The following is a 24,162-nucleotide window of genomic DNA, read 5'->3' as shown; positions in this document are numbered from 1 at the left end:
CACAAGTGAGCAGATTCGATGAGCATCACTGAGCACTTTCGATGAGCCTCGTCACCACAGAAGCGCCCCATAGAACATGCGATGCTGGTCGTCGGGAAGCCCTGGCAGAACTCGTCCGGTTCGCGCGCGGCTGGCGGAGAACCCTTCGTAGTTCTCAGCCAGCTCAGCACCCTGTCCTTGAGGGCCTGTGACAGTACCGTAGCCAGCCGCGAACTGCGGCACAGCATCACAGAGGCTGTTATGCAAGGCGGGGCAGTGATAGCACTCGCTAAAGTTCTCCCATAGCAGTTTCCAGTTTGCCCTGACGGAGCCGTAGTCCACTTTCCGAGCAAGGCCCAGAGTTTCAATGGAATACTGATCCAGCGGATTGGGCCCGTCGCCGAATCGCATCGCGAAGAGAAGGTCCAGATGGCAACTGAGGGGATCGCACTCAGGGTCCAGATTAATCCAGACAAAACCCATTGCCGTGTCGACTCTCACTACAGGTAGGCGTCTCTCCTTGGGATCGGATTCGAATGTGTCCCGCGACGGAACCCCTAGTACAGAGCCGTCGAGACGATAGCTCCAACCGTGATACGGGCACCGGAGAACCTTCCCTGTGTTACCCCCATCGGCGGTACAAATCTCAGCACCACGGTGTTGGCAAATATTCGCCATCCCGTGGAGGCGACCGTCGCGATCACGGATGACCACGATGTTCTCCCCGAAAATGCGGAACCTCTTGAAGTCGCCGGCCTTCTCCCATTCAGAGGCGTGTCCGATAATCCACCAGGATCGCTTGTGTATCGCCTTCAGCTCGTCCGAGTAGTAAGCCTCCGAGCTGTATTTGTCACCTGGCAAAGCATATTCCGATGACATGACTGTCATGCAGTTCCCCTAGTCGTTGCTTGAGCTAAGACTTCCTACAGTCAACGAATAGCAGGGCAAATAAAGGCCAGGAAAGTAGTGGACCGAAAGGATACTGCGGACCGCAAGGATACCTATTGAGGATAACCGCCTTCCCCTATGCCAAAATTCACTCTGAGTTAGACTTGGGCTTGTCTACATCAGGGCCACTCAGGTCCGACAACACCCTCCACGACTCAGTCGAAATCAGCCATGACAGCGTCGACTAACTTCTAGGGGCACGCGGCCCCACCTACGTATTCAAAAGCGAACTCTGGTTCCATTCAGTTAGGGTGCACTGATTAGCGTGCTGTTCCAGGGCGAGGAGTGCGCCACACTCGTATGGCGATTTCGCGCTTGAAGCGCATTGATTCCCGGGATTTTTACCCAGAGCGGTTCTGTGGTGAAAACCGCCCTGCCGGGGGATATTGTGATCACCGCGGCGCGGCCTTGCGCCTCGCAGACTTCGCCTGCGGCTAATTGACCATCCCGCGCAACTCGTCGGGCGTCTTCCACTCCTTACCGTGATGGATCATCACATGGCAGTTGGCGCACAGCAGGACCAGGTCATCGAGCGTCGTCGTCACTTGCCCGGAGACATGAAGGGGAAGGACGTGATGCACCTGGATGTAGCCCTCCCCATGCTCTCCGTAAGACGTCTGAAAGTCGAAGCTGCAGACCTCGCAGGCGATCGGGCGGCCGGCCGCCACGACCGACTTCAGCTTCCGGTCGCGTAGAGCGCGGTCACGCTCGCGCGCAATCACCACCCGCCGGATGAGCCGCCCCTCAATCGCGGTGGCAATCCCCGCGTCTGGCGCCTCGATTGCGCTGGTGCCGTCCCGGTTCTGGTCATCTCGAACCAGGTCTGGAGAGTCGCGGAGCAACCGTGCCAGCTCCAACATCTTTTCCAGCTCGTCAACAAGTGCACGGGCCATCTGCGCCGTCAGCTTGCCTCCCCGGGTCGCTGCCCCCGAGTAGCTCGGACGCGAGGTTCGGAGATCCTCGAGCTTGTGCTGCACGCTGCCGGGGCTGCGGAACGTCGGCGAGAGCGCCATCTCAGGGTTGCGGTCCCGGAGGAATCGAGACAGCTCGATTACCGGCTTCTCGTGGGCGCGCAATGTGCGGTCCCAGCCAGCGGACAGCAGCAATCCTCCAGCCAGCACGAGCTCCGGCCAGGTCCAATCTGCAACTCCCGTCACAGGAAACCCCAGTCGCCGCAGAACCTCAGCGACGTGCGCGCCGCCAGTGAAGTCGCCTGACCGCAGATACTCACCCGTGGCGACGCCGTGTGCGACGCCGACAATCGCTTTGGAGTCGTAGGCATGCCCGTCGTGAATCAGGAAGTACTCGCGCGCCTCCTTGAAGCCGTAGCGCTCCAAGAAGGCATCGCGTCCTATCTGGTCACACGCGTCGATGGCGGCGCGCACGCTATCCCGCGTAAGAGCGTCGAAGTTTGGCACCACGTCACCGTATTTTGCACCACTGACAATGACGGCCAAGTGCGCTACAGATCGTTCAGATCAATGCCGAATTTCTCGTCTCCAACGATCTGGGCAAAGGTCAAACCCGTCTGTAGCTTCCGTATGACACTGGCTGCATTCGCACTGGTCACAACACCGCGACACATGCCGTCGGGCAGGTACAACTCGAGGGCAGGGTTGCCGTCACGAGTGACTCGACGGACGCCGAGTGTTATGGCTCCATCCTTGTCCGTCATCCACTCGATACCGGCTGGCAGATCGCATGGCTCGCGTGCGTGTCCGCTCATCAATGCTTGAGCACGGCCTCGATGAGCGGCAGCAACGCCTCAAGCGAGCTGTCCTCGGTGGCCTCGAACGCGAGCGCGTCCTGCCACTCATTGCTGTCGTAGAGTCCGACTCCCCAGCCATGATGCGTGTCACGCTCCCACGACAGGCTGTCCTCGAAGTCGGTGATCAGTAGCGAGGTACCGTTCTCGAGCGCTGCCTCGATAGCCGCGCACATGCCGCCGGTCTGGGTGAACTGGGCGTCAATGCCCGCGGTCTTGAGCAGGTCCAGCACGTCGCGATACTCTTCAGCCCCAGCAGCGAGTGCCCGGTTGTACTGCTCACGGTCGAAAGCAGGTGTCATGGGGTTTGAGGGTAGGCGGTCCATCGGGGCGCGGCCTCGCTACGGCTGTGGTTTCAGCGTGGTCTGGGAGGACGACGCCAGCTGGGTGATCCAGCGTTCGTGGCGATCGAGGCGCTGGTCGAGCGTAGTCAGCTCGCCGGCGACTGCATCCTGGATGCCATCGAGCTTCAGATCTATGTCGTCGAGACGTTCTGTGTTTTCGGTCCGAAATGTTGTGAATTCATTGCGTAGGTCGCCCAATCCGGTTCGCAGCGCCGCTTGGCCCTCCTCGAGCTTGCTCACTCGACCAGACAATTCGTTGACGCCTATCTCCAAACGATCGATGCGCTTATCCGTCGCATCGAACCGCTGGTCGACACGCGTAAATCCTGTTTGCATATACTTGAACATTTGCTTCATCTGCGTATCGAGCTGGGAGAATTGATCGTCGTTCATATACTTCTATTATATATCGATAAGCGAGCGATTCAAGAGCGGAAATGGTTAATCAGAGGAGGCGTAGTGACCCCGCAGGCGTACTCCGTTCATGACATGCTGTAGCGACTACACCGACGATTGAGGGACCATGCCTGAGCAGCGTCGTTTCGAACGTACGTCGCCAGCTCCTACTACCGGTGGATCGCGCTTCGAACGTGGGCAACGCGTACGGCTGGTCGGCACCGAGCAATGGGGCAGAGTTTCTGGCGGCATGGGCGATCTGGTGGCAGTGGACTTCCCTGATGGCGATCGGCAGCTCGTGTCGCCCGAGATGATTGAGTACCTGGACTGAACGTTTCAATAGAGTCGGCACGTCGCAGATGGCCCCTCGGGCTGAACATCCGAGTGCTGGCTACGGGCGGTAATCTTCGAATTCCCACTTCCCTAGACGGGCAAGCTTCTCGGCCACTTCAGTCCAGTCTTTCCCCTCGACACTGCTGACATATTCGTCAATGAACTTGTACGCAGCCGGGAGATCCAGCCGCCCTTGCAAGAGAGTGTGTCGGCCAAGCCGCGGAACGCCAGCCTCAAGCTCCGGCTTCAGCGAGTCGGGAGTGCACACCAGGATATCGAAAGACTCCTCACCAGGTTGACCGAGGGGGCCGCAGAGAATCCGCACTGAAACGGCATCATTACTGGGGTCTTGCGACTGATAAGTAGCGACGTCAACGTCCGTGCTATACCAACTCTTTATCTCAGCTTTCACTCGTCAATCTCCGTCCACATCGAGATGCGCATTTCCCTGCCACTGCGAGCTCATACTTCCGTCCGGTGCCTTAGGTCCGCGCCACTCGTAGTTGGACTGCCACTTTCCGAGATTCGGCTTATATGACGGCGGCCTCCACTGGCGAAGCCCGTCTGCGCTAACCCATGCTTTGCCGTCACTAGATAGTCTAGCTCCTGGGCCTACCCAAGCTTGCCCCAGCGCCGACGCCTGCTCGGGCGTATACGAACCGTTTCCGATTCCAAAGTTGCCCTTACCGTTCGCAGCATCCCGCAACAATCCAGACAGTTCGGGCCAATCAGCCGTGGGCTGGGTTTGAGCTGGTAGTGAGCCTGCTGTTTGGCCAAATCCAGATCCCCCGGGCTTCACCTGGCCTGGTGTCTCATTCGACGCAAGGTCTTGTAGCCCGTCAAGAACCGCGGCTTTGAGTCCCGGGGGCATCGCAGGCCAGATTCCGACCGCTGCAGTAGCGACGTCGTAGCCGAGGGGACGCTCAAGCGCCTGCCCAGGATCAAGATGCGATTCGCTAACGAGGTTCCCGTTGTGGTCGTAGATGTAGTAGTTCCCGTTTTGACGGATGTAGGTTCGACCGTCAGCAAGTTCGCCGGTCGCGATCGTGACATCCTTACCGTCTTGTGATCCATTCCAGAACGTCTCGCCGGTGGTCGGGTCATAGCCACTCTGCACCCATCCGTTGCCGTTGCCGTCGACGAAGGCGGGTTTACCAGATGCGCTGACGGCTTGCCCGTCTCCGTCTTGGTAAATCAGCTGACCGTCGGGTCCCGGGTGAGCAGAGGTGGCGGTGTGTTCTGTGCTCGAGCCATCCGGGTTGTTCTGTGTCCACACGTATTGGGGTCCGCCGTCTGACCCGGCTTGCACGTTGACGCCGTCGAGATCCTGCCCACCGAGGTTGTTCTGAACCCAATCGCCATAGGAGCGTTCCTGACCAGGGGCAGGCTGCAAGCCTTGGGTGGGACCGCGTGGCGCTACTTCTTCCGGCTCGCCCCACGGGACGAGCAAAGACCGAAGCCCTGAGTCCTCATCAGACCCACCGCCGCCAGCGCCGGTCGGCTCCTCTGGTCCTGCCGGCGTGGTCGACGGCACCACAGCCGGCACCTGATCTGATGGAGAACCAGTCGGAGAGTCGACGGTGGGCGACGGAGACGGACTGGGAACCACAGGCGTACCTGGGGTGGGTGTCGCCTGCGGTAGCGAACCAGTCGTCGCTGCAGCACTCGGCGCAGTTGGCGTCGCGGACCCGGAAGTAGGACTTGCCGTCGGGGATGCAGACGAGGCGGCCGTTCCAAACTCCTGGTTGTAAGCCGCCATTGACGCCTCATCCGCCTGGCGTGCCGCAGCAGGACTACCTTCGGTCGGATCAGCAATGATCGGATACAGCGCGTTCGGCGCGGGTTCGACGTGCTGGACCAAGTCACCATTCTCATCAACGGTGTACCACGTTTTCTGTGGCCGCCCGGCAGCATCAAACGCCCATGGCTTCGCGATCTGACGCACAGGTTTTCCGGTGGCGTCGTAGACGGTCGCTGACCCGTCCGGATTCACCCCAATGTGCCCACCCGGTGGGACGTCCTCGTGGAACACATAGCTTTTCGGGCTGGTTGGATCGTTGATCAACACCAACTGCGACGGACCCACCGTCGCCCGCTCTGATCCGCCACGCCGCAACAGTGACCAACTCCGCAGCCCGCCAGACGACGACCGCCCGCCGAGGGCTGCGCGTCGTACCCGCGGATTCGCCGCAGCGAACGCCGCAGCTCCCGCCACCACCCACGCCGCCAGCGGAATCTCCGGCTGCTTCGACCCGGAATCCAACGCGTGAGGCGTCTTGCTTGGCTGTGGGTTCGCAGTGGTCGCACCCGGTACCGTCGTCACCACCGGAGCAGCAGTGGAGGGCACCACCGGTATCTGCCCGGTGGTGTCGCCTGGTGGTACCGGTTGCGGCGCTGACTGCCCGGAGCCGCCACCATTCGGGCTCGTTGGCTGCGCCCCACCGTTCCCACCACTGCCTGCTGCTGATGATTGCGGGGCAGCTTGTCCGGGGACGGTCACGATCGGTGTGCCATTACCTTCGCCCGGGCCGGGCCCGATATTGCTACCCACCTGCGGACCACCCGACCCCGCACCATTGCCCCCTGTCGTGGGTGCCGGGGTGTTCGTGGTCGGCTGGAACGTATTCGTAGGAACCGAAATGCACGGCCAGTTCGAGCCGTACTGTGCGCGCATCTGATCACACAACGCATCCGCATGCGCCGGAGCAGGATCACTCCCAAGTGCGGCGACCGTGACCCCGCCGCCAATAGCCAGCACCGCGGCAGCCAGCAGCCCGGCACCGAGACGGCGGCGCGGCACCCGGTGACGCCCACGACGAGGCTTCACCGTCACCGACTCTTCCAAGTGATGCATGTGTCGCTGACTGGGTGTCATTTGGTTTTGCCCCACATCAGGGCACCCAGGATGGCGTCCGCACCCGCCCAGAACCAGCGTCCGGCGATCGACATCACCAGAAAGAACACCAGGAACACCGGGATCACACCCCACCGATCCGACCACTGACCGAGATTCGACAGGTTCGCTGCCGCGAGCACCAGTAACACGCAGCCAACGAGGAACAGCACCACCTTCAGCACCGGCACACCCCCGCCACCTGCTGCGTTGTCGGGTTCTCTCTCGGCGGCGTTTCCAGCGGATGAGCGACCCGCAGTCTCGGATGCGGTGGGAAGTTCGGTGGTCACGGCATCGGCATCGAGGCGATGCGCGCCACCCGGAACGGACGAGGCACGAGCAGTCATGGAGTCACGATCCTTCATGAGACAAATCTGGACGCTTGTAGTTGACGGGGACGCTGTCGAACGCACTGACCGATCACACATGGTCACGGCCAGTCCAATTGGTCAGAGATAGTGCGGTTTGCCGTACACGTTGATCGTGTTGTCGTTCAACGCCGTTGACACACTCACGGTCACGTAGGCCCGTAGTGCGACCGGCCCCAAACAGCCGTCGACCTTCACATGCACGCCGTCGACAGTGATCCCGGCTTTGCCGGTCTGCATCTTCTTCGACCCGAACGGGATGTCGGCGATCGTGCCCGGCCGCAACGTCGTCGCAATGTTCGGGGTCACCGTCGCACCAATCACCACCGCCGGCGGATAAGAAATATTCATCTGCGCCGAAGGCCCACCCGAGATCCCGACGGTGGCACCCGAAGTGACATCGGTGTTGCAGCCGATCTGAAACCCGGCCGCGACGGTGCCCGCCTGCACCGGCACCGAACCGGTCCCAGCGATCACACCCTCACCTTTCAGGCTCAGAAATCCTTCTCTCGTCCACGGCGATTGGTTAAGGGGTGGTACCGACCGCACCTGCTCGTGGGACTTGATCGCCGAGACAACCCACCCGTCATCCGTGCGTTTGGTCGTCTGCTGATCAGCGAACGACGAGGGTGCCGCAGCCGACATACCCATCCCGATCACCGACGCAGCCACCGCCAGCGCCGCACACACGCCCGTCAGCACTCCACGGCGCGCTGTCGTCCTTGACCGACCCCGCACCCGCCTGCCATCGCTCACTACGACGCCACCCCTCACACCCATCAGTGCACCGCTATGGATGCGCGATGCCAGATTCTGAACAGTTCGCGGATATGCAACCACGACTCACAGGATTCGGCAACCTAAAGACCGGAATCGCTTTCATCTATTCCGCAACCGCGCTGGTAGAAGCGGTAAACGAGAATTCCGGACCGGAAAAGATCCCCAGAAACGGGGACCGCGGAAACATTTCGAGAATGCACATCAAGATCTCGTAGTGAAGGGCACGGCACGATCCGATCCAGGACAGAGCATGCCGACAACATCTTCGGCGCGGACAAGCCCGACGCTCACCGGCTGCTCTCCTGGCCGGGGAGACCTGTGCGCTCGTGAACACGCTCCACCCGGCTGGAACACTTACCGGAAGGTTCGCCAACCTCACGTTCCGATGGACTACTCTGCATCGCGTGGCACGAGTTGAACTGACAACCTTCATCGACGATCTCGACGGAACCCTGCTCGAGATCGACGACGTTCATTCCGTCGACTGGTCCTGGAATGGCGTCGCTTACCGGCTTGACGTCTCCAGTGGGAACCTCGACAAGATCGAGAAGGGCACCATCCCGCTGACCACACTTCTCGGGCGCTCCACCCGCGCGGGCATACGCCTTCGAACGAGAACGTCATCACGCGTCCGTAAGACACCGAAGTCCGGGGCGAACAGTCGCACGGTGACGACGACTACGGCCGCACAGATCCGCGAGTGGGCGACCACACACGGTTACGACGTGTCCGCACGCGGAAGAATCACGAACGCCGTGCACGAGGCCTACACGGCTGCCGGTCACTAACCGGACCTACTTCGCGGGCGACGACTCGCATACGAAGGTGGTGACGCCGCCCGCATCAAGGCATGGGCGTCGCGAAGCCCGGGAGGATTCTGGTCCGTGTCACCGCAACGGGGTTGGTTACTCACCTGAATGGGCGCAACCTGGTCAGATTGATCCCTTTCGCAAGCTTAATCACCCAGGTCATTGCCTATACTTCATTCACGACACAAAATCGCCGCGAAAGATCGAGGCTAATGCCGATCCGCCGCCTGTAGTGACACCAGACAGCGGCGCGTCAACTATTCTGCATCACCCCGATGAAACCACAGCAAACGCACTGCAATCAAGATCCTGCACGCGGGGGAACATTTTAAATTCTCTCTCCATATAGACTGAAGTATCCGATCACGTTCTCGATGTCGATCTGCGGCATTGACGATATCTGCACAACTTGTGTTACACCGTCGTCGGACGTAACTAGATCGTGAGTCAAACCGTCAGAGAGATATTCACTTCCCGGAAAGTCTTCATATATAAGAACGTATTCGCGCCCATTCTTGTCGTCGAAATAGTGAGCCCACGTATCTAGACCCACTTTCCCATGAGATTTCCATCTCAGATTAGAAGCATCAACTGAACCCCGGTAAAATGAGAGTACAACTGCTTCAAAGTAGCTTTCTAGGTCAGGATTTTCCATTCATATAAGTATACTACATTTCGAAGAATTCAATTCTCAGAACTAGCGAAGTTCATCCGAAATGAAATCGAATGGAGACTCTCGATGTGCGACCGCGTGATGATGACCTGGGCCAAATGGGCCGTTCGGACCATAGTAAATATCGATCTTATCCCGACCCTCTCGATTGATGTTCGATTCGACATACGCATCGTAGCCTCGGAACCTGCATCGGAAACCGAAGTCACCACCCGATGATGCCTCCTTGCCAACGATATCTGCGTAGGCCTGCTGGTTATCAGTAAAGTTGTGAGTACCGTGCGGGTCAAATGGGTCTCGCTTGTATGTCACATTTCCATCGCGGTCCACCGCGTAGTGCCCATGACCTGGCCCATTCGGCTCACCAATTCCGCCGAAGTAGATATTCGCAGATCCATCTGGCTTCTGCGATACCCAGACATTGTCGATATATCGGCCAGGGACCCCTGCGCGCTCAGCAAGGGACCGTCTATAAGCGTTTCGCTTCTTGCTCTCTGACTTCACGTATTCGAGTCGCGCGCGAAATTCTTTCGCCGCCGTCTCATGGTGTGCTTTCGCTCGTGTAAATGCGTTTTGCGCACTCTCATGGTCGGATTTGGCGGACGTGAATGCGAATTTGCACGACTCGAATTCCTGCTTCGCCCTGTCAAATGTCGGCTTCTGTGATTCATGGCGAGAACGTGCCGATCGAATCTCTTCAACTAGCCTTCGCCGTTCGGCCACACACCGCTGGGATTCTTCTTTGTGTTGGCGCCCCTCAGCAGCATAACTACTCGCGGAGGCACCGTCACGGCGCTCGTAGGCCGCGGACGAAGCATCGTACGCACGCTTCATACTGTGATATGCGTTCTCTTGTTGCGTATTAAGTGAGTCGATTCTCGGACCGTTCAAGCTCCGAACACTTTGATAATGATCCCAAGTTCGATCTTGTTCAGACCGAGCACGCTCAAAGCTCTCATACGCACGATTCATAGCGTCACGAGCTGACGACCGTCGCTGCCACGCCGACTGCTGCCGCTCATATGCATCTTGTTTGCGTTGGAAAGCAAGGTCTTGAGCTACCTTCAAACGATCAAGCTCGGCATCTTTCGCCATCTCGGTAATCTACATGTACCGCGCTCGATCGGCTAGTCGAAACCACAGCAACCGAATAGCCGATTCTCAAGACGTCTGCCTGCGCCGACCAGTCCAAGCTAACGATCCAGAGTTGCAAGGGCCTCTCCGGAGACATTACCCGCACACTCTACCTGTACCTTCTGTGCGTTCTCGTCGATCACGCCCATTTGGTGACGCGCGCCCGTGGCCCGTAGCGGCCGCCCGTATCGCGAGCGTTGTCAATGTCGTTCACCTTCGACGCATCCCAGCTGAGATTGCAAGACCGAACGAAATGCCTGAGTCCACGGAGCTCATCACTCTGAAAGTGGGACTGCGTCAGCCTCCGGCAGTATGGCACAGCTTCGAATGATTTCTCGGGCACTGCGTCACGCCGGGTCGTCGAGCAGTTCTCGTGGGTCAACCTCCAGGAAATCGGCAAACCGCTCCAAGCTCCGCAGCGACAGGTTCCGCTCGCCACGCTCCACACTGCCCATGTAGGTGCGGTGTACGCCCATGCGGTCGGCGAAGTCCTCCTGGCTGTAGCCACGTTCCAGCCGATACCGGCGCAGATTGCGCCCCACGACCTTCTGCAGCTCGCCTTCCATAACGAGCAGTTACGTTTCCGGTCCGCTACTTGAAGGTCTACAGACTTATAAGTAGCGTCGATGCTCCCAGCGGTTGCGGGAGGAGCGGGAGACGGTCATGCCGGTGTCACTGCGCGCCCTCTCAGAGCATCACATCCCGACGATCCTGGAAGCCTGCGCGGACTGGGAGGAGCTGGCGCAACACGGCCCGCCCTATTGGCGGCCGCGGAGCCCGGCGGAGCTCCGGCGCAAGATCGATGCGACGTCTGGGCCGGCGCCAGCCACCGAGTACAACTTCGTCCTTAGCACCGAAGACGGGCGCCTGGTCGGCGAATGCTCGCTGCACGCCATCGACTGGCGCAGTCGCGTGGCCCAAGTGGGCATCTGCGTGTGGTCGCCGGAGGATCGCGCACAGGGCCACGGACGGGGCGGAGTGCAGTCCATGGTCGAGTGGGGCTTCGACCATCTTGGGCTGCACCGACTCGAGGCCTGGATCGTCGACGGCAACGGCCCGTCCCAGCGTCTGTTCACCCAACTGGGGTTCACGTATGAGGCGACTCTCCGTCACCGATATCTACACGCGGGCGTCTACCGCAATGTTGCTCTGTATACCCTCATTGCCGATGACAGCCAGTCAACTTGCACCTAGGCGTTGACCTGCGGTTTTGCTACAATAGCCATAAGCAATGGCACAACAAGACTCGCAATCACTGGCTTCCGATCTCCTCAAAACGAGAACCATTCTGGTTGCCGTCTTGTTCACCCTCGTTGGTTGGGTTCTCACGATCATTGACGGTTCGATCAACGGCGTTGACCTCGGGATGTGGAACTGGCTCCACGGCGCAGCACTGGGCGAGGTTGGCGGCACGTTCCTCGCGGCCGGCGTGATCGGCAGCATCATGGACTACAGCGCTCGCCGGGCACAAACTGCGTCGGCCGTCGCCCAGTATGCGGAAGTGAACCGCCAGCAGATTCCCGAGATCCGCGACGCGGTGCTTGAAGCCTTCGCGATCAAGCCGGATGATCTGAAGCGAGTGGCCACGCCCGAGTTGCTTGATGACATTGCCGCCAACGCCATGAGCCTCCGTCTCGGCGACGAACAATTCGCCCGCGAGATCTACTCCGAGATCCGCGACCAGGCCATCCGCGCGGCGGAGCGGTGGCAAGACGTCGAAGTCCGAATCCGCCTCTCTGATGCATCAGAGCAGAGTGCAGCAGGCACTCCCCTGTTCGATGTGGTCGTGGAATGGGAGTACACCACCGTCCCCTCCGCGCGCGTGCGGAGGTTCGCCTGCGTCTCCGACCGCGACGAATACAACGACCTGCTCCTCGACGTCCCCGCCACCTCGCCATGGTTCATGAAACCTCGCCCTGGAATGGACGCGTCGAGCCGCGAGAGCTACGAACTACTCGAGCTGACAGTCGATGGTGCGCCGCAGCAAATCACCCGCAGCACGCGCAAGACCGGCCAGACCTACACCGTTCGGCTCTCCCCAGCCGCCACCAGCAGGGAACCTGTCCGCATACGGCAGGTCTTCAGAACCGTGACCCCACAGTGGGGCCACCGCCTGTTCTTCGAACTCCCGCAACCAGGGCGAAATATGGGCCTCACCATGGACTACACCGCTACCTCAATCGCAGACATGCGGGTCAGCGACACCGTCGGCACCGCCAAGCCAGCTCAGATCACGCGCAGCCCGGAAGCGGTCGCCGGCAAGGTCATCGAGGTGGAGACCCGCGGCTGGCTGATGCCACGCAGTGGGTTCGCCTTCACCTGGACGCTCCAAGAAGAACTGCCCCGCAGCGACGAACGCTCCGAGGCAGCCTGATCAGACAGATCTCTACTCGCCGCCGCCCATGAGCGTCTCCCTTCTCGCGATGTGGGTTGATGCTACTTATAGGTACCCTACCTTAAGTGTTTCGGTACTCCAAGGTTGAAACTACGGGCAGAAGCAAGACCTCAGGCGTGTATCCGAACTGCGGCTCTGTTTGGCGTGAGTGCCATTTCGGTGGCAAGACATCTTCGAGGCATCTGATGCTTACTGATGAGCAGTGGGCGCGAATCCAACCGATAATTACCGTCAAATACCGGCAGGCCAGCAAGGCCGCTCGGTGTGGCGTGTCCTCCGTGAACCGGTCCGGTTGGTTCTAGTTCGAAACACGCTTTAGCTGAGTACGGAATCTTTGCACCAACCCTACTTTTGGCGCAGTTACGCACGTCGATTCACTAAACCTAGATCAGAAAAATGCTTGAAAAATATCTCCAATACTGATATACATGGATTATATATGGAAAAAAACTCGAGCCCCATTTCAAAATTAGAAATAACAGCCAAGGCGCTGGTCGACGAATGGCCACCTGAGTATGCTGACGTTAGCTTTAGAGAGTTCCTTGTAGAGATTGACCTGAACAATCTCCATGACTATAGGCTCGCAGCTCGCTGTCTTCAGCTTCTTCTACAGACCACTCGTGAACGAGGGCCACCGCCAGCCGTACAGACAGAGATTTTCTGTATTTGGTCAGTTGCCGTGCACCGCTACCTCGCCCATAAGCGATCCGAGGATCCATACGTACCTATACCTATGCCGAATTCAAGTAGCGAAGCATATGACGAGCATGTTCAGCGCCAGTGATTCCATTACTCCCCACTAAATCCTTAGTACGCGCTGCGACACTTCTCAACTCATCCATCTGATATTGTTCGGTCCTCCACATCGAAAGATACTCATCAGCGATATTAGAGCCGAACAAGCCAGGATCATCGCTATTTAGTGTAACGAGAACATCCTCATCGAGAAAGCTACGCAGCGGATGCGATGTATAATCCGAATATCCCCCCAGGCAAATATTTGAAGTTGGGCAAGATTCAATTGCCACTTCATGGTCTCTGAACTGCTGTAGCACAGCAGCGCGGAGACCGCTATATAGTTGATCGCATAAATGCGAGTACGCCGCACCGTCGGTCGTTGCCGAATCGTCGAACTGCGTCGTCACTAGCCGGCCATCATCCAAACGAATCGACCGACTGCCGTGAAACAGAGACGTACACAGTAGACCGGAAATCTGATCAGAGAACTCGGCAGCCACTCCGGCTTCTTCCCCAGGGCTTGCGATCGGCGTGAAGTCAGAAATCGAAGTCTCTGTCAGAGAGCTAACACCTGCAGAGACTAACGCTTCGATGGAAAACATTGAGCGATACCAGCCAACTAGCACGTCCGGCGCAAATCTATGCCCGAAAACCACTTCACCCAGCCGCCGAATCTCGCCGCGAAGTGACTCAATCACTCCAGCGTCGAACGAAACTGATGAATCAGTGACCAAAGTTAGCGCCCACAAGAGGTCCTTTAGCGCAGAGACCGAAGAGATGGGGCCTACATGCTCCACCCGATTAGCGCGCTCAGCGCACAGTGCCAACGCATGACCAACACGACCGACAACACCTGGCACTATTAGGCACTCTCCGACCCTCCTCAAACCCTCGAGTTTCCCGTAAAAAAACTCTCCCGCGTGAACACACTTCTTCTGCGATCTCTCTATGCCTGCGCGATCCAGAATCGCATCGAAGTACTGGAACGCGATAAGATAAATCCAGTTACTTCCGAACTTCTCATTTCCCGCCACATCAATAGAGCTGACAATGGGTTCAAACTCTGGGTGGGAGAGGATGAATTCAGCGAGCCCTCGAACTGCTCGGAGGGAGTTGAGCAGAGGATACCGGTAGGCGCTCAGTCCGTTCGATGTTGCATCGATCGAATCAATGTATGGATCAATTCTAACCAGACTCATTGGAACTTTTAGCTCAGGTATTCTTTCGGCCCGCTCAACAGAAAATTCAACATAACCCGTCAAATGGCAGTCGATATCAGATCGAATATCATCTATTATAGACGGGGCTTCCCAATCGATAGTCTTTCTAAGTTCAATCTTTCCGAGTCCGACACTACCCCCGCATAGAGCATCAAGCGTTCTCTTTACTCGGTCCGCCTCCGTAAGCTTGCGCCGTTCGCTACCGGGTTGTGTATGCAGCTTCCGTAGCTGAGATTGCAGTTTGAATCGTTCTCCGAACTCTTCAAGGTTATCGTTCATTGGACTAGTCAGGGCTGAGGAGATCAGACCCAGGCTTGCTACACACCCACGAACGAGTTCAACGAACCAAGCCTCAAGATCAGTGGAACGGTCCCGTACCGCTTCAACTCCTCGAACTATCGCCGGAAATCCTCCATTGTAACCAGATATCGAAAGCATCGAATAGCCCGAATCTAGATCGCTTTCGAAGGTGACGTTAGCAACGCTATCGGATTTATCAAGCATGAAATCATACAACCATGTCCAGTAACTACCAGCAAGGATATTCGATAGGGCGGTTCCGGACCCACCACGGATAGCCAATATATCGTCGTCTTTGACCACCAACGCGCATTCGATCACCGCACTGGCCAACGCCAAGCTGTTTAATACTCTATCCAAATGCCGCGATCTGCCATGTGCCCTCGATCCGTACCAGACGACAGGCTGGTCTTGTCCCTTTTGAGGTACGGGCTCAGATGCCGAGTAGCGCTTATTATCTATGTATAAGTCGATCGTTGCAGACAAGGGCGTAGCTCCTCCGGAATGCAGGTGCGCATCCGATAGCAACTCTCTGCCAAGTACAACATCTATCTCCGCGTAGGCATCATCGAATCTCTCGGATAGCTGGGGATAGATTGCCGACCATATCTCCACAGGCATGAAAGTCCGCATCAGGCGGACCATATCCGATCTTTCCGGCAAACTGGATAGATCGTAGTTCGTCTCAATTCTCCTGCAAATGTCTCTTACCGCGGAGTACCAATCCGATGTGTTTCTCCAATCCATTAGAGAATTGATCTGTTGCGGCAGACTCGAGACGCCATTCAGCAAATGCTCGTAACTCATCACGAAACTGAAAACTGGTCTCTGCCACTCGCGAATTGAGGGCCCAAGGAGAATGGATTCCGGGTTTGCAATCAAAGACGCTGCGAGTAACACACTCAAGTTTGAGGACAATGCGCGATTCGACCCTTTCGCTTTTAGGGTTCAGCGACCACCGAGAGGAGACGAACTCATCGCTCGCGAGCTTCTTTCTCCATGGCCTCGATTTCTCGGAGAATAGACGTTGACTGGTCATCTTTGGATACACGGCCTGCTGCTGCTGCCGTTGCGGCGCCCAAACGAACTATGCGACGCCGGTCCAATGCCTGAAGTTCGTGTTCATTCAACTGTCTGAACTCTTCTGCCGCGTTTTGATCGAATCTATCCAGCATGATGAGTGGAATGTCAATCCAAGTCTCTTTGATGAGATTGCTGATCCTGCTTGTCAAGCGCATAACGAGCATATAGTTTGCAGTTCGGGCCCTGTCGGCCGATTTCACGATTCTATCTCTGTGTTCTATGCAGCTTTCCACAAACCAATTCGGGTGAAGACCGTCTATACACGCCGACAACGTGTACTCCTCTACCCAATGTACGTAGTCAAGTGCCCTCGAACTCCCATGCTTCAATTGCTCCTTGTATACCGCCCCGATGCGATTCCAAACTTGGTCGCAGGCCTCTCGTAGCACATGTTCACGGCGGTCTTCTTCACTCGAAAAAAAATCCGCTATATAGGGATTTTCCATCGGCGCTGAATAGCGGCTGCTTTGAACTTCGGTGTGAATCCTGAACCATTCTAGGCTAGCAAGGGCTAGAATGAGCTCATTCCGATTGCTAGCGGAGGTACTGTCCAGCGTGTCAACAAAAGCATCCCATGCCCGGCGGACTTGATAGTAGTCAAAGAAGCTGTCCCAGGCAGGATGATGGAAGAACCGATCGTCGGCTCGCTCGCCATCGACGTACATACGAAAACAATGAGACCCTCTAATTCCTCCGCTTACAAGGTCAGATCCCGGGTTCTGAACGGTCAAGACCTTGTGACTATAGGCTAAATCGTTAACAAAGAGGACCGTCTGAAGTACGGCGTTGTCAAGCTGCTCCAAGGATGTTCCCGTGTTGTCGGGGAACTTCAAGAAAGAAGACAGATGCGACACATGTCTAATCTGGATATCTGCTTGTGATATTCGGTTGTCAGGTCTATGTACCGGAAGTAAGAACTCGACTGGATTGCCGAAATCGACCCACCTAGTACGTATGGAGGACAAGTCAACGTTCACTACTTCGTTACGATCAATCGCATCGAATACAATGAGCTCGTCAGGGGATTTTCGTGATTGGCCATTACCCAGACCATGTTGCAGTCCATGCTCGGCAAGTTCTTCGACTGCAGCCTGTGTAACCTCCCACTCATTCTTATCGATCAGTGAGGTCAGTTTATAGTAGAGTGTAGACAGATCCCGCGGATTTCCTGACAGGCAGTACGCGAACTCGGTCGGCTGGGCCTCTCCGCCACTGCGTAAATTGTATTGAAAGTAGTCAGCGAGTGTCGCAGGGGCGACGGAGGGGGCGCCCGGAATCGCGATCTGTCGAAGGATCTGGATAAGAGTGTCTTCTTCGTAGCCCACCTCAAGGGGGCGGAACTCGAGACGCTCTGTTAGACGCAGATCACGTACTCTCGTGGCATACCTTGGTGGTATCGACTTGGAAAACTGGCTCTGAACAATTCCGTGGACTCGCCTCAACGGGTCCAATTCCTCAAGTTGACTCTGTACTAGAGATGGGAACGCCGCAAGATAGTGTTCCGCCAAGCCGCGGAGCGCTTCCTCAGGATCCAGGCAGACAACTGCTTGAACGCGATCAGATTCGCAAAGAATTCGTAAGTCAAGCAGCACTCGATGAAGCAGATCCGGCGCCAAGTCTGCATCGTCGATCAAGACAACAATGCTCGTTCTCGTCGACCTCTCATCATGGTAACAAGCTGCGATCGCATCTGTGACAGCGGAGATGGCGCTTTTCCAATCCTCCGTGAAGTCCACGCTGTAAGAGCTAGACCTGACAAAGTCGTCCGCATAGAGCTCCACTGAAGCGCTCCGTTTGAGTCGAGCCGATCTGCTGTCGCGAGATGCGATTACACTCGCTCTTCGTAGGAGACGATGAAGAGTTGCCCCGATGGTCCGGCCAGTTTCGGAGCCGTCGTTAATTGGTGAATTTAGCACCTTAGGATAGGTGGCCTGCAGCTCATTAAAGAGGTTGGCGATCGTCTTTCCGAGGACGGTGTCATCAGGGGAGTAGTATTCGGGACGCGTGGCAGGAAGTACTATGGTGTTTTTCGTACTGCTGATCGTGCCTACGGTCTCCAATACAGTTGTCTTTCCCGCGCCTCGCTTGCCTAGGATTGAGATGACGGGCAGGGTTTGACTTCTCTGGGACCGCTGTGTAGCTCTTCGTTCAGAACACTCTGCGACGAGTTGTGCCACATGCTCGGCGTGAGTCCTGTGTGGTTCGGGCAGATCGGTAAGTGTTTCCTTCATTCGTTCTCGTAGGCTCGTAGCAAACGCTCCACCAGTTCATCCGTTTCTCTCGTTACGATGGTACGAAAATTGGGGAGTTCCCGCTCTAGCCAATTTGCCATCGCACCATCATCGCTTGTGGACATAAGCTCCTCAAACTCATGGAGTCGGCGGTCACTTAGGCAGGCCGCCAACGCGCGTCCGATCTTGAGGTCGATGAGCGACGCAATTCTCGTGACCAACAAATCCCTGGTCTCTGATGGAAAAGAGAAGATTCCGAGATCTTCCATCACTTGATTTACGATGGACAGCCGTCCGGCACTGGAGAGTGTGTTGTGCTCGTCGACGCCGCGGTCTGTGCGGAGTAGAACGTCCATGCCGCGTCACATACCTCTGTGGGTCATTCGCCCGCTCCCGACTGGCCCGAGTTTGTCACGACGGGCTATCGGATGACTAAGAGTCTTGGGGTGATGCTTCGTGCGTAGCCGGTGGGACGGTCTCACCACCAGCGAGCCGTCAGGACGGGGGCGCTGGCGCGTCCACAGCGGTGCGGCGAGAGTCGTGCTATCAAAGTCCATCTGTTGATCTAACACCACTCTCGCTAGGCTCACCACGCTTGAGGTTGTTCCAGCTGACGTGTCGGCCCCATGGAACCGTATTTCATACGTTCGGAGGACGATCGGCCAGAGTCTCGTTGGTTAACTCACTGTTGCCCCGCGGTTACACATCCAGTTCGCGCGGACGGTGTTTGACCACGAGTGGACGTGAAGTAAACTTCCGCGTACACGCAGTTCCCGCCCACCGTGGTCAGCATCGCACTGAGTCCGTATGGAATTGGTGCGTCAGTCGCTGCGTCAAGTGACTCCGCCGTCGTCCCCGAATCGGGTCGCCTCAAGATCGTATGGAGCGTCCATCCATCCGGTATCGTGTATAATTTGTTATCTTGCCCGCCCCATAGAACGCGTGCCCATATGACGTGTGGGCAGATGGGCGAAGTCCTTAACTGTATTTGTCCGACAATCTCACCTTCTGGGCCTGTAACTGGAGGCTGAGTGGCTGCCGCGAGCGTCTCACTCGGGGGCGGGTCTGCGCATCTGCTCGATGTGCCGTCGCCACGAGGATCTTTGTGATCGTACCGGGTTTGCTCAGCCTGCACTTCGACAGCTGTTGACAGAGGGTCGTGGCTTTGAGGCCACAAGGCTGCCGTCATTCCCGCCATGCTCACGAGCAAGGCAAAGACCCCTATCGCCACCATGACCGCCCAGCGATGCCTTTGAAGAGCGCTTTTCCTGTCGTCGCCGTTGGATGGCAGCGCGCCGAGCACCTGTACGAGCACTGCTTGATTTTCAAGAGCAAGACGAAGGTAGTGCAGGTACGCGCTACCCATCGCGTGCCATGCTTGCCACCGATCAGCGGCCAGCTGCCGCTTGTCAATGTTGCATGCGTGTGCAGCGTCATGTCGTCGAGACTCAAGACCGCGTCCCTCTCCGCGATCGTCATCTATTCGGATCAACCAACCGACCGCTTGCACAACTTGCGTCACCGTGTATCGATTGCCTCTGCCGACCGTCTTCGCAGTTGTCTCGTTTTCCGTGGCATGACGGTCGACTGATCTCAGGAGGGCGGCAAGAACTTCGGGCTCATCGAGTTCCAGATCCTCGAGCCCGGGCACGGCCGCGATCCAGTCTCTCAGCCCGGATGCGGCTCGAAGGGCCGCCGGATTGAACACGCCCAGATCAGCGGCACTCATCAACATCCTGAGGTCAGCTACTGCGGCCTCCAGGATGGGATCGAGATCTAAGTCCTTGCTGCTCGCCATACCACTCCACGTTCTTCATGACGTCCGCATATGTGCAGGTCAATCAGTATTTCTTATGCTTGACCCTTCGTCAACGTTGCCGCATAGTACGCAGAGGGTGTGCACCGAAAGCGAAGGAGGCTTTCGATGTACATACAAGAGCAATTCGACCAGAATCGGGTGCTCCGCGCAGCCGACAGGGTCGTTGCCGAACGCGACGAGTTCGTCGCATACCTCCGAAGTCAGATCGCCGCTCAAGAACCTGGCAGCGCCACTCTGCCGCTGTTCACAGTGTTCGGCGACTGGCTGGCGGAGAAGAGCGACCAGCTGTACAGCTCACCTTTTGTGAAAGAACAGGACCGCCAGACGGCCTGGCAGTGGTACCTCGAGTTCCTTCCGGCCATCTACTTATCGGCGATTGACGTCATCTGGGGCGTACCCGCGCTCTACAGCCAGTTCACCGGCATCCTGCCGCAGCCACCTGATGGTGGCGACGCAAGCGAAGTCAGCTGCATCGGCTACTTGCTTCAGGGCGCGTCGGAATCATGGCCGGTTACCGGCGTGATGCGAGTCGAGCTTCTGCCCGAGACGCAATAGCTCCAGCACTGCGCCAACAGCCATACACACCCATACTCATCGCACACCCCAGCATCAGCCCCTGTTGTTGCGTCATTCGGCGCGGCAGCAGGGGCCTTTCAATTTTCGGCAACCCATGTGACGCATATCACCTATCGGGGGTACGACAAGAGTTCGTCAGATGTTTGAAGGCATCGATCAGGAGGTGTCGGAATCCGGTCATACCGCTGTCAGGCAGATGGCAGAACGTACCGAATCGATCCTCATAGGCCCAGGTAGACGGCCTATCCGGGCACGTGTCAGCGTCGGAAGTGGTCCAGGAACCCCTAGTCCGCTCCCACCGATAGAAACGGACACTCCAATGTCTCCTCCGCCTGTTACACCTGACTCGCAACCGCTTATCCGCGCTCGCCGACACGGTGAACGCTCTGCGGATTGGCACCTCAATCCGGAGCCGAATCAGGCAGGCGCCGCACTGCGCCACTACGCGCAGTCCATCGGAGTGCCCGAGCCGTCCGCGCCCCGGAGCGCCCAGACCGGTGACGGCGAAGCCCAAGATCGGCCGATCACTCCGACCCACTCACGGCGACGCCCTGGGCCGCTCTGCCGGCTGCTGCTGGGTACAACTGCCACGGCGCTCGCTGTTGTCGGGCCGGCGTGCTCGACGTCGGCCACGTCAGGCGGCCTGGCTGACCTTGAGACCATCGCGAATCACTGCGACGGCGCTTCGCGGATGTCGCTGATCGCTTCGGACGAGTCCGACACCTCGCGCGGCGCGACGTCTCAGCCGGTTCGCCTGCAAGTCATCCGCGATGAGGTGATGCGCACAGCAGTGTGTGGTGGTCACGTCCGGGTGACGGTGTTTTCCGGGTCGGTCGTTGGCCAGGTGGTTTTCGACGGGGATCTGACGACGATGGGTGCGACGGAGACGTCGCGGCTGCGGAAGGTCCCGAAGCTGGTCGATCAGACGATGGCCACGATCGGCCGCGCACTGCCTGCGGCGCGGGCGTCGTTGCCGGGTGATGGCACGGATATCACGGGGCAGTACGAGGTGGCGGCTGAGTATTTCGCGCAGCAGAGTCCTTTCGGAAAAGCGACGCGGGTCTTCTCGGTGTTGACCGACGGCATCAGCACGGTCCCGCCTGACATCGCTGATCCTGGTCTCGCGGCCGCTCGCGCCGACGCTGTGGCCGACACCATCACGCCGGCGCAGATTCCGGGCGTCAACGTGCGGATGATCGGCGTAGGCCGGACGGCCGATGGAGAGCAGCGCCCGAGTAGCTACGTCGGCGCCGTCAAGGCCTTCCAGTCGGCGGTCTGCGCGAAGACCGACGCTGCCTCCTGCCTGATCGTGACCGATCCCGGGGCGGGTGGGGCGAAATGAGCCGGCTGTCGTTGACGCCGCGCCGCGGGGCTGTCCAGAGCGCCGGTGCCGGAAGGAACCGGCTGCCGCACGTCGAGGGGGCCAGCGCGGTCACCCGTCCGGAGGCGTTGACCGGCGCGACGTATCTCGAGGAAGCGCACCTTGCCCAGGGGCGCGAGCAGCTACATCTGCATGCGGCCCAAGGAGAATCCCGGTCGCGAGGCACGCGGGCACTCGCCGCGGCGCTCGGCCTGCACGTCCAGGGCGTACGTACGCTCGTCGCCAGTGACGATCCGCTGGTCGTTGCCGCCCGGGATCGCCTCCTGGCCGTCGAGGAGGCGCTGTCGCCGCTGGTGCTGCGTTCGACGCGCTCGCACGTCGGCTACCTGGCGCGGATGGTCGGCCTGCTGCTCGGGGATATCGTCGGCACCTCGATGGCGGCGATCAGCCTGGGTGAGATCCCGATGCTGGCGCTGGTCCAGGGCGGATCAGCCGGCGTCGCCTGCGTCACTGCGGGTTTGGCGGGCGAGCAGTTGGGACGGGCGGCTCAGGCGGGGCTCCGCAAGCAGCCCGACGAGGTACCCAAGGCGCTGGAGCCGTACTGCCATCTGCTCGATGGGCGGCGGACGGTGACGCCGTGGCTGGCCGGCCTGTTGCTGCTGGCGTTAACCATCGTCGTACTGATCGGCGCCGGCATCTTCACCCTGCGCACGGCGATCGAAGGATCCGCCTCAGGATGGACGTTTGCGGCTTTGTCGTTGGGGATCGCCGCGGCTTCGTTCGTCAACGCGTGGGTGCACGCCGACGCGGTGGCCGACCTGCTCGACGCGGCCGAGCGTAATTACCGGCGGGCCGTTCGCCGCCATCTGCGCCTGACGCTGGGGCTCCGCCTGCTTGTCGGACTGCGCGCGGGCGAGGTCGCCGATTCGGTCGGTCGCGAGCACCAGGCGCTGGGCTCAGCGGCGAGCGAGCATCTCACTGCCGATATGAATCGTGCCCTGATGGAAAGCCCGGACGTTGTTGGCCATGGCCGACCGGATGCACCGATTGGGCGTAAGCCTCGTCCCGTGGGACGGGGTGACACCCGGTGACCTCGCAGCAGTTCTGGCAACCGGTGGCCGTGGTGCTGCCCTCGGTGGCACTGCCGGACAGCGTCATCCCGACCAGCGACGGCGGCGTCACGCCCTCACGCGGTGCCGACCATGACCATGGGTCGTTCGCGCTTCCTGATCTTGGTCCCTGCCCGGCGCACGCCGTCGAGGTCGTCGCGCTTTTCGACAACTCGCCGAGCGTCAGCCTCTCGGGCGGTACCGATCCGCTTGCCAACCGGCTGGCAGAAGCCCGCGAGGCGATCGGCCATATGGCGGCGGCGTGCCGCTGCCGCCGCGAACGCGTCAGCCTGCTGTCGTTCGACCGGCCGGGCTGGGCCAGCGTGCTGCGCCAGCCGCTGACCCGTACCGGGGTTCGCCGGCTCTACGCCTCGCTGGACCGGATGCCGTCGGAGCCGGGGTCGAGTGATCTCGGCCCGGCGCTCGACATCGCCGAACACCTTGTCCGACGGGCTCCCGGATCGGTGGTTATCGCGGTGTTCTCGGATTTCCTGCTCACCGATAGCGACCCCGAGCGCGTGCTCGCCCGGTTCTCCGGTCTTGAGGCGGTCCGGCATGCCGTTGTTCTCGGTGCCCGGCCGCCGGGCGCGCTTACCGGCAGCGACGTCGCGGTGTCGACGATCACGCCGGCCTCCGAGCCTGGTGCGGTTGCGCGGGTACTCGCTCGCGCGTTCCTTGATGCTCGGCAGGCAGGTGATGCCGTCCCGCAGTAGCACTGAACTCCACTCACATTGTCTATTTCACAACGCATTTCAGACTGCCACACCCACCGCCAAAATCGCCGCACTGACCCCTGACATACCGTGTCCGGCCGCTCGTCTGACCGGGCGACGCGTCACCCGGCCGGACGATTGAGCCCATCGGCCGCACGGCCCGTAATAGGGGCAGTTCCCGGCACCACCCGCACCTACTCCGGACACGACCATCACGGTCGTCGCCGTAGCTTCG

General features: G+C 58.9%; 21 protein-coding genes. 9 read left to right on the top strand and 12 right to left on the bottom strand.

Annotated features, from left to right (window positions below):
• Nucleotides 1–51: 51 nt before the first annotated feature.
• From P3L18_RS25150 to P3L18_RS25135, 4 genes are all read right to left on the bottom strand, one after another.
• Nucleotides 52–867, bottom strand: a complete 816-nt coding sequence (locus tag P3L18_RS25150; protein WP_276115607.1) for a Rieske 2Fe-2S domain-containing protein — start codon at nt 865–867, stop codon at nt 52–54.
• 494 nt (nt 868–1,361) lie between these two features.
• Nucleotides 1,362–2,345 (bottom strand): HNH endonuclease, encoded by a 984-nt coding sequence (locus tag P3L18_RS25145; RefSeq protein ID WP_276115606.1) that lies wholly within the window; start codon nt 2,343–2,345, stop codon nt 1,362–1,364.
• A gap of 307 nt (nt 2,346–2,652) precedes the next feature.
• Nucleotides 2,653–2,994, bottom strand: a complete 342-nt coding sequence (locus P3L18_RS25140) for a hypothetical protein (RefSeq protein WP_276115605.1) — start codon at nt 2,992–2,994, stop codon at nt 2,653–2,655.
• A 39-nt stretch (nt 2,995–3,033) separates the two neighbouring features.
• Nucleotides 3,034–3,429, bottom strand: coding sequence for a hypothetical protein (locus P3L18_RS25135; RefSeq protein ID WP_276115604.1), 396 nt, complete (start codon nt 3,427–3,429; stop codon nt 3,034–3,036).
• 130 nt (nt 3,430–3,559) lie between these two features.
• Between P3L18_RS25135 and P3L18_RS25130 the strand changes: the two genes are divergently transcribed.
• Nucleotides 3,560–3,763, top strand: a complete 204-nt coding sequence (locus P3L18_RS25130) for a hypothetical protein (RefSeq protein WP_276115603.1) — start codon at nt 3,560–3,562, stop codon at nt 3,761–3,763.
• Between the two features lie 417 nt (nt 3,764–4,180).
• Here P3L18_RS25130 and P3L18_RS25125 read toward each other — a convergent pair whose 3' ends face one another.
• Nucleotides 4,181–5,158: a hypothetical protein gene (locus P3L18_RS25125; RefSeq protein ID WP_276115602.1), complete on the bottom strand. Its 978-nt coding sequence runs from the start codon at nt 5,156–5,158 to the stop codon at nt 4,181–4,183.
• Nucleotides 5,159–5,822: 664 nt separating this feature from the next.
• Between P3L18_RS25125 and P3L18_RS25120 the strand changes: the two genes are divergently transcribed.
• Complete coding sequence (locus P3L18_RS25120; RefSeq protein WP_276115601.1) at nt 5,823–6,035, top strand: hypothetical protein; 213 nt, start codon at nt 5,823–5,825, stop codon at nt 6,033–6,035.
• 601 nt (nt 6,036–6,636) lie between these two features.
• Here P3L18_RS25120 and P3L18_RS25115 read toward each other — a convergent pair.
• Together P3L18_RS25115 and P3L18_RS25110 are read right to left on the bottom strand one after the other, a co-directional pair.
• Nucleotides 6,637–7,005, bottom strand: coding sequence for a hypothetical protein (locus P3L18_RS25115; protein WP_276115600.1), 369 nt, complete (start codon nt 7,003–7,005; stop codon nt 6,637–6,639).
• 102 nt (nt 7,006–7,107) lie between these two features.
• Complete coding sequence (locus P3L18_RS25110; protein ID WP_276115609.1) at nt 7,108–7,671, bottom strand: MspA family porin; 564 nt, start codon at nt 7,669–7,671, stop codon at nt 7,108–7,110.
• Nucleotides 7,672–8,210: 539 nt separating this feature from the next.
• Here P3L18_RS25110 and P3L18_RS25105 point away from each other — a divergent pair.
• Nucleotides 8,211–8,594 carry an Lsr2 family protein gene (locus tag P3L18_RS25105; RefSeq protein WP_276115599.1) on the top strand — a complete coding sequence of 128 codons (384 nt, stop codon included), beginning with the start codon at nt 8,211–8,213 and terminating at the stop codon, nt 8,592–8,594.
• 718 nt (nt 8,595–9,312) lie between these two features.
• Here P3L18_RS25105 and P3L18_RS25100 read toward each other — a convergent pair.
• Both P3L18_RS25100 and P3L18_RS25095 read right to left on the bottom strand, forming a co-directional pair.
• Nucleotides 9,313–10,383 carry a hypothetical protein gene (locus tag P3L18_RS25100; RefSeq protein WP_276115598.1) on the bottom strand — a complete coding sequence of 357 codons (1,071 nt, stop codon included), beginning with the start codon at nt 10,381–10,383 and terminating at the stop codon, nt 9,313–9,315.
• A gap of 386 nt (nt 10,384–10,769) precedes the next feature.
• The gene (locus P3L18_RS25095; protein WP_276115597.1) at nt 10,770–10,988 is read right to left on the bottom strand and encodes a helix-turn-helix transcriptional regulator; all 219 of its coding nucleotides are present in this window, start codon (nt 10,986–10,988) and stop codon (nt 10,770–10,772) included.
• Between the two features lie 97 nt (nt 10,989–11,085).
• Here P3L18_RS25095 and P3L18_RS25090 point away from each other — a divergent pair, with 97 nt between their 5' ends.
• Both P3L18_RS25090 and P3L18_RS25085 read left to right on the top strand, forming a co-directional pair.
• Nucleotides 11,086–11,616 (top strand): GNAT family protein, encoded by a 531-nt coding sequence (locus tag P3L18_RS25090; protein WP_276115596.1) that lies wholly within the window; start codon nt 11,086–11,088, stop codon nt 11,614–11,616.
• A gap of 37 nt (nt 11,617–11,653) precedes the next feature.
• A complete protein-coding gene (locus P3L18_RS25085; protein ID WP_276115595.1) occupies nt 11,654–12,796 on the top strand; it encodes a hypothetical protein in 1,143 nt (380 codons plus the stop codon).
• Between the two features lie 752 nt (nt 12,797–13,548).
• On the opposite strand, the gene P3L18_RS25080 is transcribed toward P3L18_RS25085, so the two are convergent.
• The 3 genes from P3L18_RS25080 to P3L18_RS25070 all read right to left on the bottom strand — a co-directional run bounded on the left by P3L18_RS25080 (nt 13,549) and on the right by P3L18_RS25070 (nt 18,745).
• Nucleotides 13,549–15,882, bottom strand: coding sequence for a hypothetical protein (locus P3L18_RS25080; protein WP_276115594.1), 2,334 nt, complete (start codon nt 15,880–15,882; stop codon nt 13,549–13,551).
• 167 nt (nt 15,883–16,049) lie between these two features.
• A complete protein-coding gene (locus P3L18_RS25075; protein ID WP_276115593.1) occupies nt 16,050–17,792 on the bottom strand; it encodes a hypothetical protein in 1,743 nt (580 codons plus the stop codon).
• Nucleotides 17,793–18,385: 593 nt separating this feature from the next.
• Nucleotides 18,386–18,745: a DUF5663 domain-containing protein gene (locus P3L18_RS25070; RefSeq protein WP_276115592.1), complete on the bottom strand. Its 360-nt coding sequence runs from the start codon at nt 18,743–18,745 to the stop codon at nt 18,386–18,388.
• 1,568 nt (nt 18,746–20,313) lie between these two features.
• On the opposite strand from P3L18_RS25070, the gene P3L18_RS25065 reads away from it, so the two are divergent.
• The 4 genes from P3L18_RS25065 to P3L18_RS25050 all read left to right on the top strand — a co-directional run bounded on the left by P3L18_RS25065 (nt 20,314) and on the right by P3L18_RS25050 (nt 23,927).
• Nucleotides 20,314–20,763 (top strand): hypothetical protein, encoded by a 450-nt coding sequence (locus P3L18_RS25065; RefSeq protein ID WP_276115591.1) that lies wholly within the window; start codon nt 20,314–20,316, stop codon nt 20,761–20,763.
• Between the two features lie 799 nt (nt 20,764–21,562).
• A complete protein-coding gene (locus tag P3L18_RS25060; RefSeq protein ID WP_276115590.1) occupies nt 21,563–22,126 on the top strand; it encodes a hypothetical protein in 564 nt (187 codons plus the stop codon).
• Complete coding sequence (locus P3L18_RS25055; RefSeq protein WP_276115588.1) at nt 22,123–23,196, top strand: hypothetical protein; 1,074 nt, start codon at nt 22,123–22,125, stop codon at nt 23,194–23,196. The genes P3L18_RS25060 and P3L18_RS25055 overlap by 4 nt, the downstream gene beginning before the upstream one ends.
• Nucleotides 23,193–23,927 (top strand): VWA domain-containing protein, encoded by a 735-nt coding sequence (locus P3L18_RS25050; protein WP_276115587.1) that lies wholly within the window; start codon nt 23,193–23,195, stop codon nt 23,925–23,927. Before P3L18_RS25055 ends, P3L18_RS25050 begins: the two co-directional genes overlap by 4 nt.
• Nucleotides 23,928–24,162: the final 235 nt, after the last annotated feature.

This window comes from Gordonia sp. N1V, assembly GCF_029269935.1.
In the GTDB taxonomy this organism is placed as follows: domain Bacteria; phylum Actinomycetota; class Actinomycetes; order Mycobacteriales; family Mycobacteriaceae; genus Gordonia; species Gordonia polyisoprenivorans.
Note: the sequence above shows the minus strand (reverse complement) of the source record. Positions and strands in the feature narration are given on the sequence as shown.

Excerpts from the sequence above, each read along its gene's own strand:
- P3L18_RS25150 (WP_276115607.1), bottom strand. The coding sequence starts at position 867 with ATGACAGTCATGTCATCGGAATATGCTTTGCCAGGTGACAAATACAGC.
- P3L18_RS25140 (WP_276115605.1), bottom strand. The coding sequence starts at position 2,994 with ATGACACCTGCTTTCGACCGTGAGCAGTACAACCGGGCACTCGCTGCT.
- P3L18_RS25135 (WP_276115604.1), bottom strand. The coding sequence starts at position 3,429 with ATGAACGACGATCAATTCTCCCAGCTCGATACGCAGATGAAGCAAATG.
- P3L18_RS25130 (WP_276115603.1), top strand. The coding sequence starts at position 3,560 with ATGCCTGAGCAGCGTCGTTTCGAACGTACGTCGCCAGCTCCTACTACC.
- P3L18_RS25115 (WP_276115600.1), bottom strand. The coding sequence starts at position 7,005 with ATGACTGCTCGTGCCTCGTCCGTTCCGGGTGGCGCGCATCGCCTCGAT.
- P3L18_RS25110 (WP_276115609.1), bottom strand. The coding sequence starts at position 7,671 with ATGTCGGCTGCGGCACCCTCGTCGTTCGCTGATCAGCAGACGACCAAA.
- P3L18_RS25100 (WP_276115598.1), bottom strand. The coding sequence starts at position 10,383 with ATGGCGAAAGATGCCGAGCTTGATCGTTTGAAGGTAGCTCAAGACCTT.
- P3L18_RS25095 (WP_276115597.1), bottom strand. The coding sequence starts at position 10,988 with ATGGAAGGCGAGCTGCAGAAGGTCGTGGGGCGCAATCTGCGCCGGTAT.
- P3L18_RS25090 (WP_276115596.1), top strand. The coding sequence starts at position 11,086 with ATGCCGGTGTCACTGCGCGCCCTCTCAGAGCATCACATCCCGACGATC.
- P3L18_RS25085 (WP_276115595.1), top strand. The coding sequence starts at position 11,654 with ATGGCACAACAAGACTCGCAATCACTGGCTTCCGATCTCCTCAAAACG.
- P3L18_RS25080 (WP_276115594.1), bottom strand. The coding sequence starts at position 15,882 with ATGAGTTACGAGCATTTGCTGAATGGCGTCTCGAGTCTGCCGCAACAG.
- P3L18_RS25070 (WP_276115592.1), bottom strand. The coding sequence starts at position 18,745 with ATGGACGTTCTACTCCGCACAGACCGCGGCGTCGACGAGCACAACACA.
- P3L18_RS25065 (WP_276115591.1), top strand. The coding sequence starts at position 20,314 with ATGTACATACAAGAGCAATTCGACCAGAATCGGGTGCTCCGCGCAGCC.
- P3L18_RS25060 (WP_276115590.1), top strand. The coding sequence starts at position 21,563 with ATGCGCACAGCAGTGTGTGGTGGTCACGTCCGGGTGACGGTGTTTTCC.
- P3L18_RS25055 (WP_276115588.1), top strand. The coding sequence starts at position 22,123 with ATGAGCCGGCTGTCGTTGACGCCGCGCCGCGGGGCTGTCCAGAGCGCC.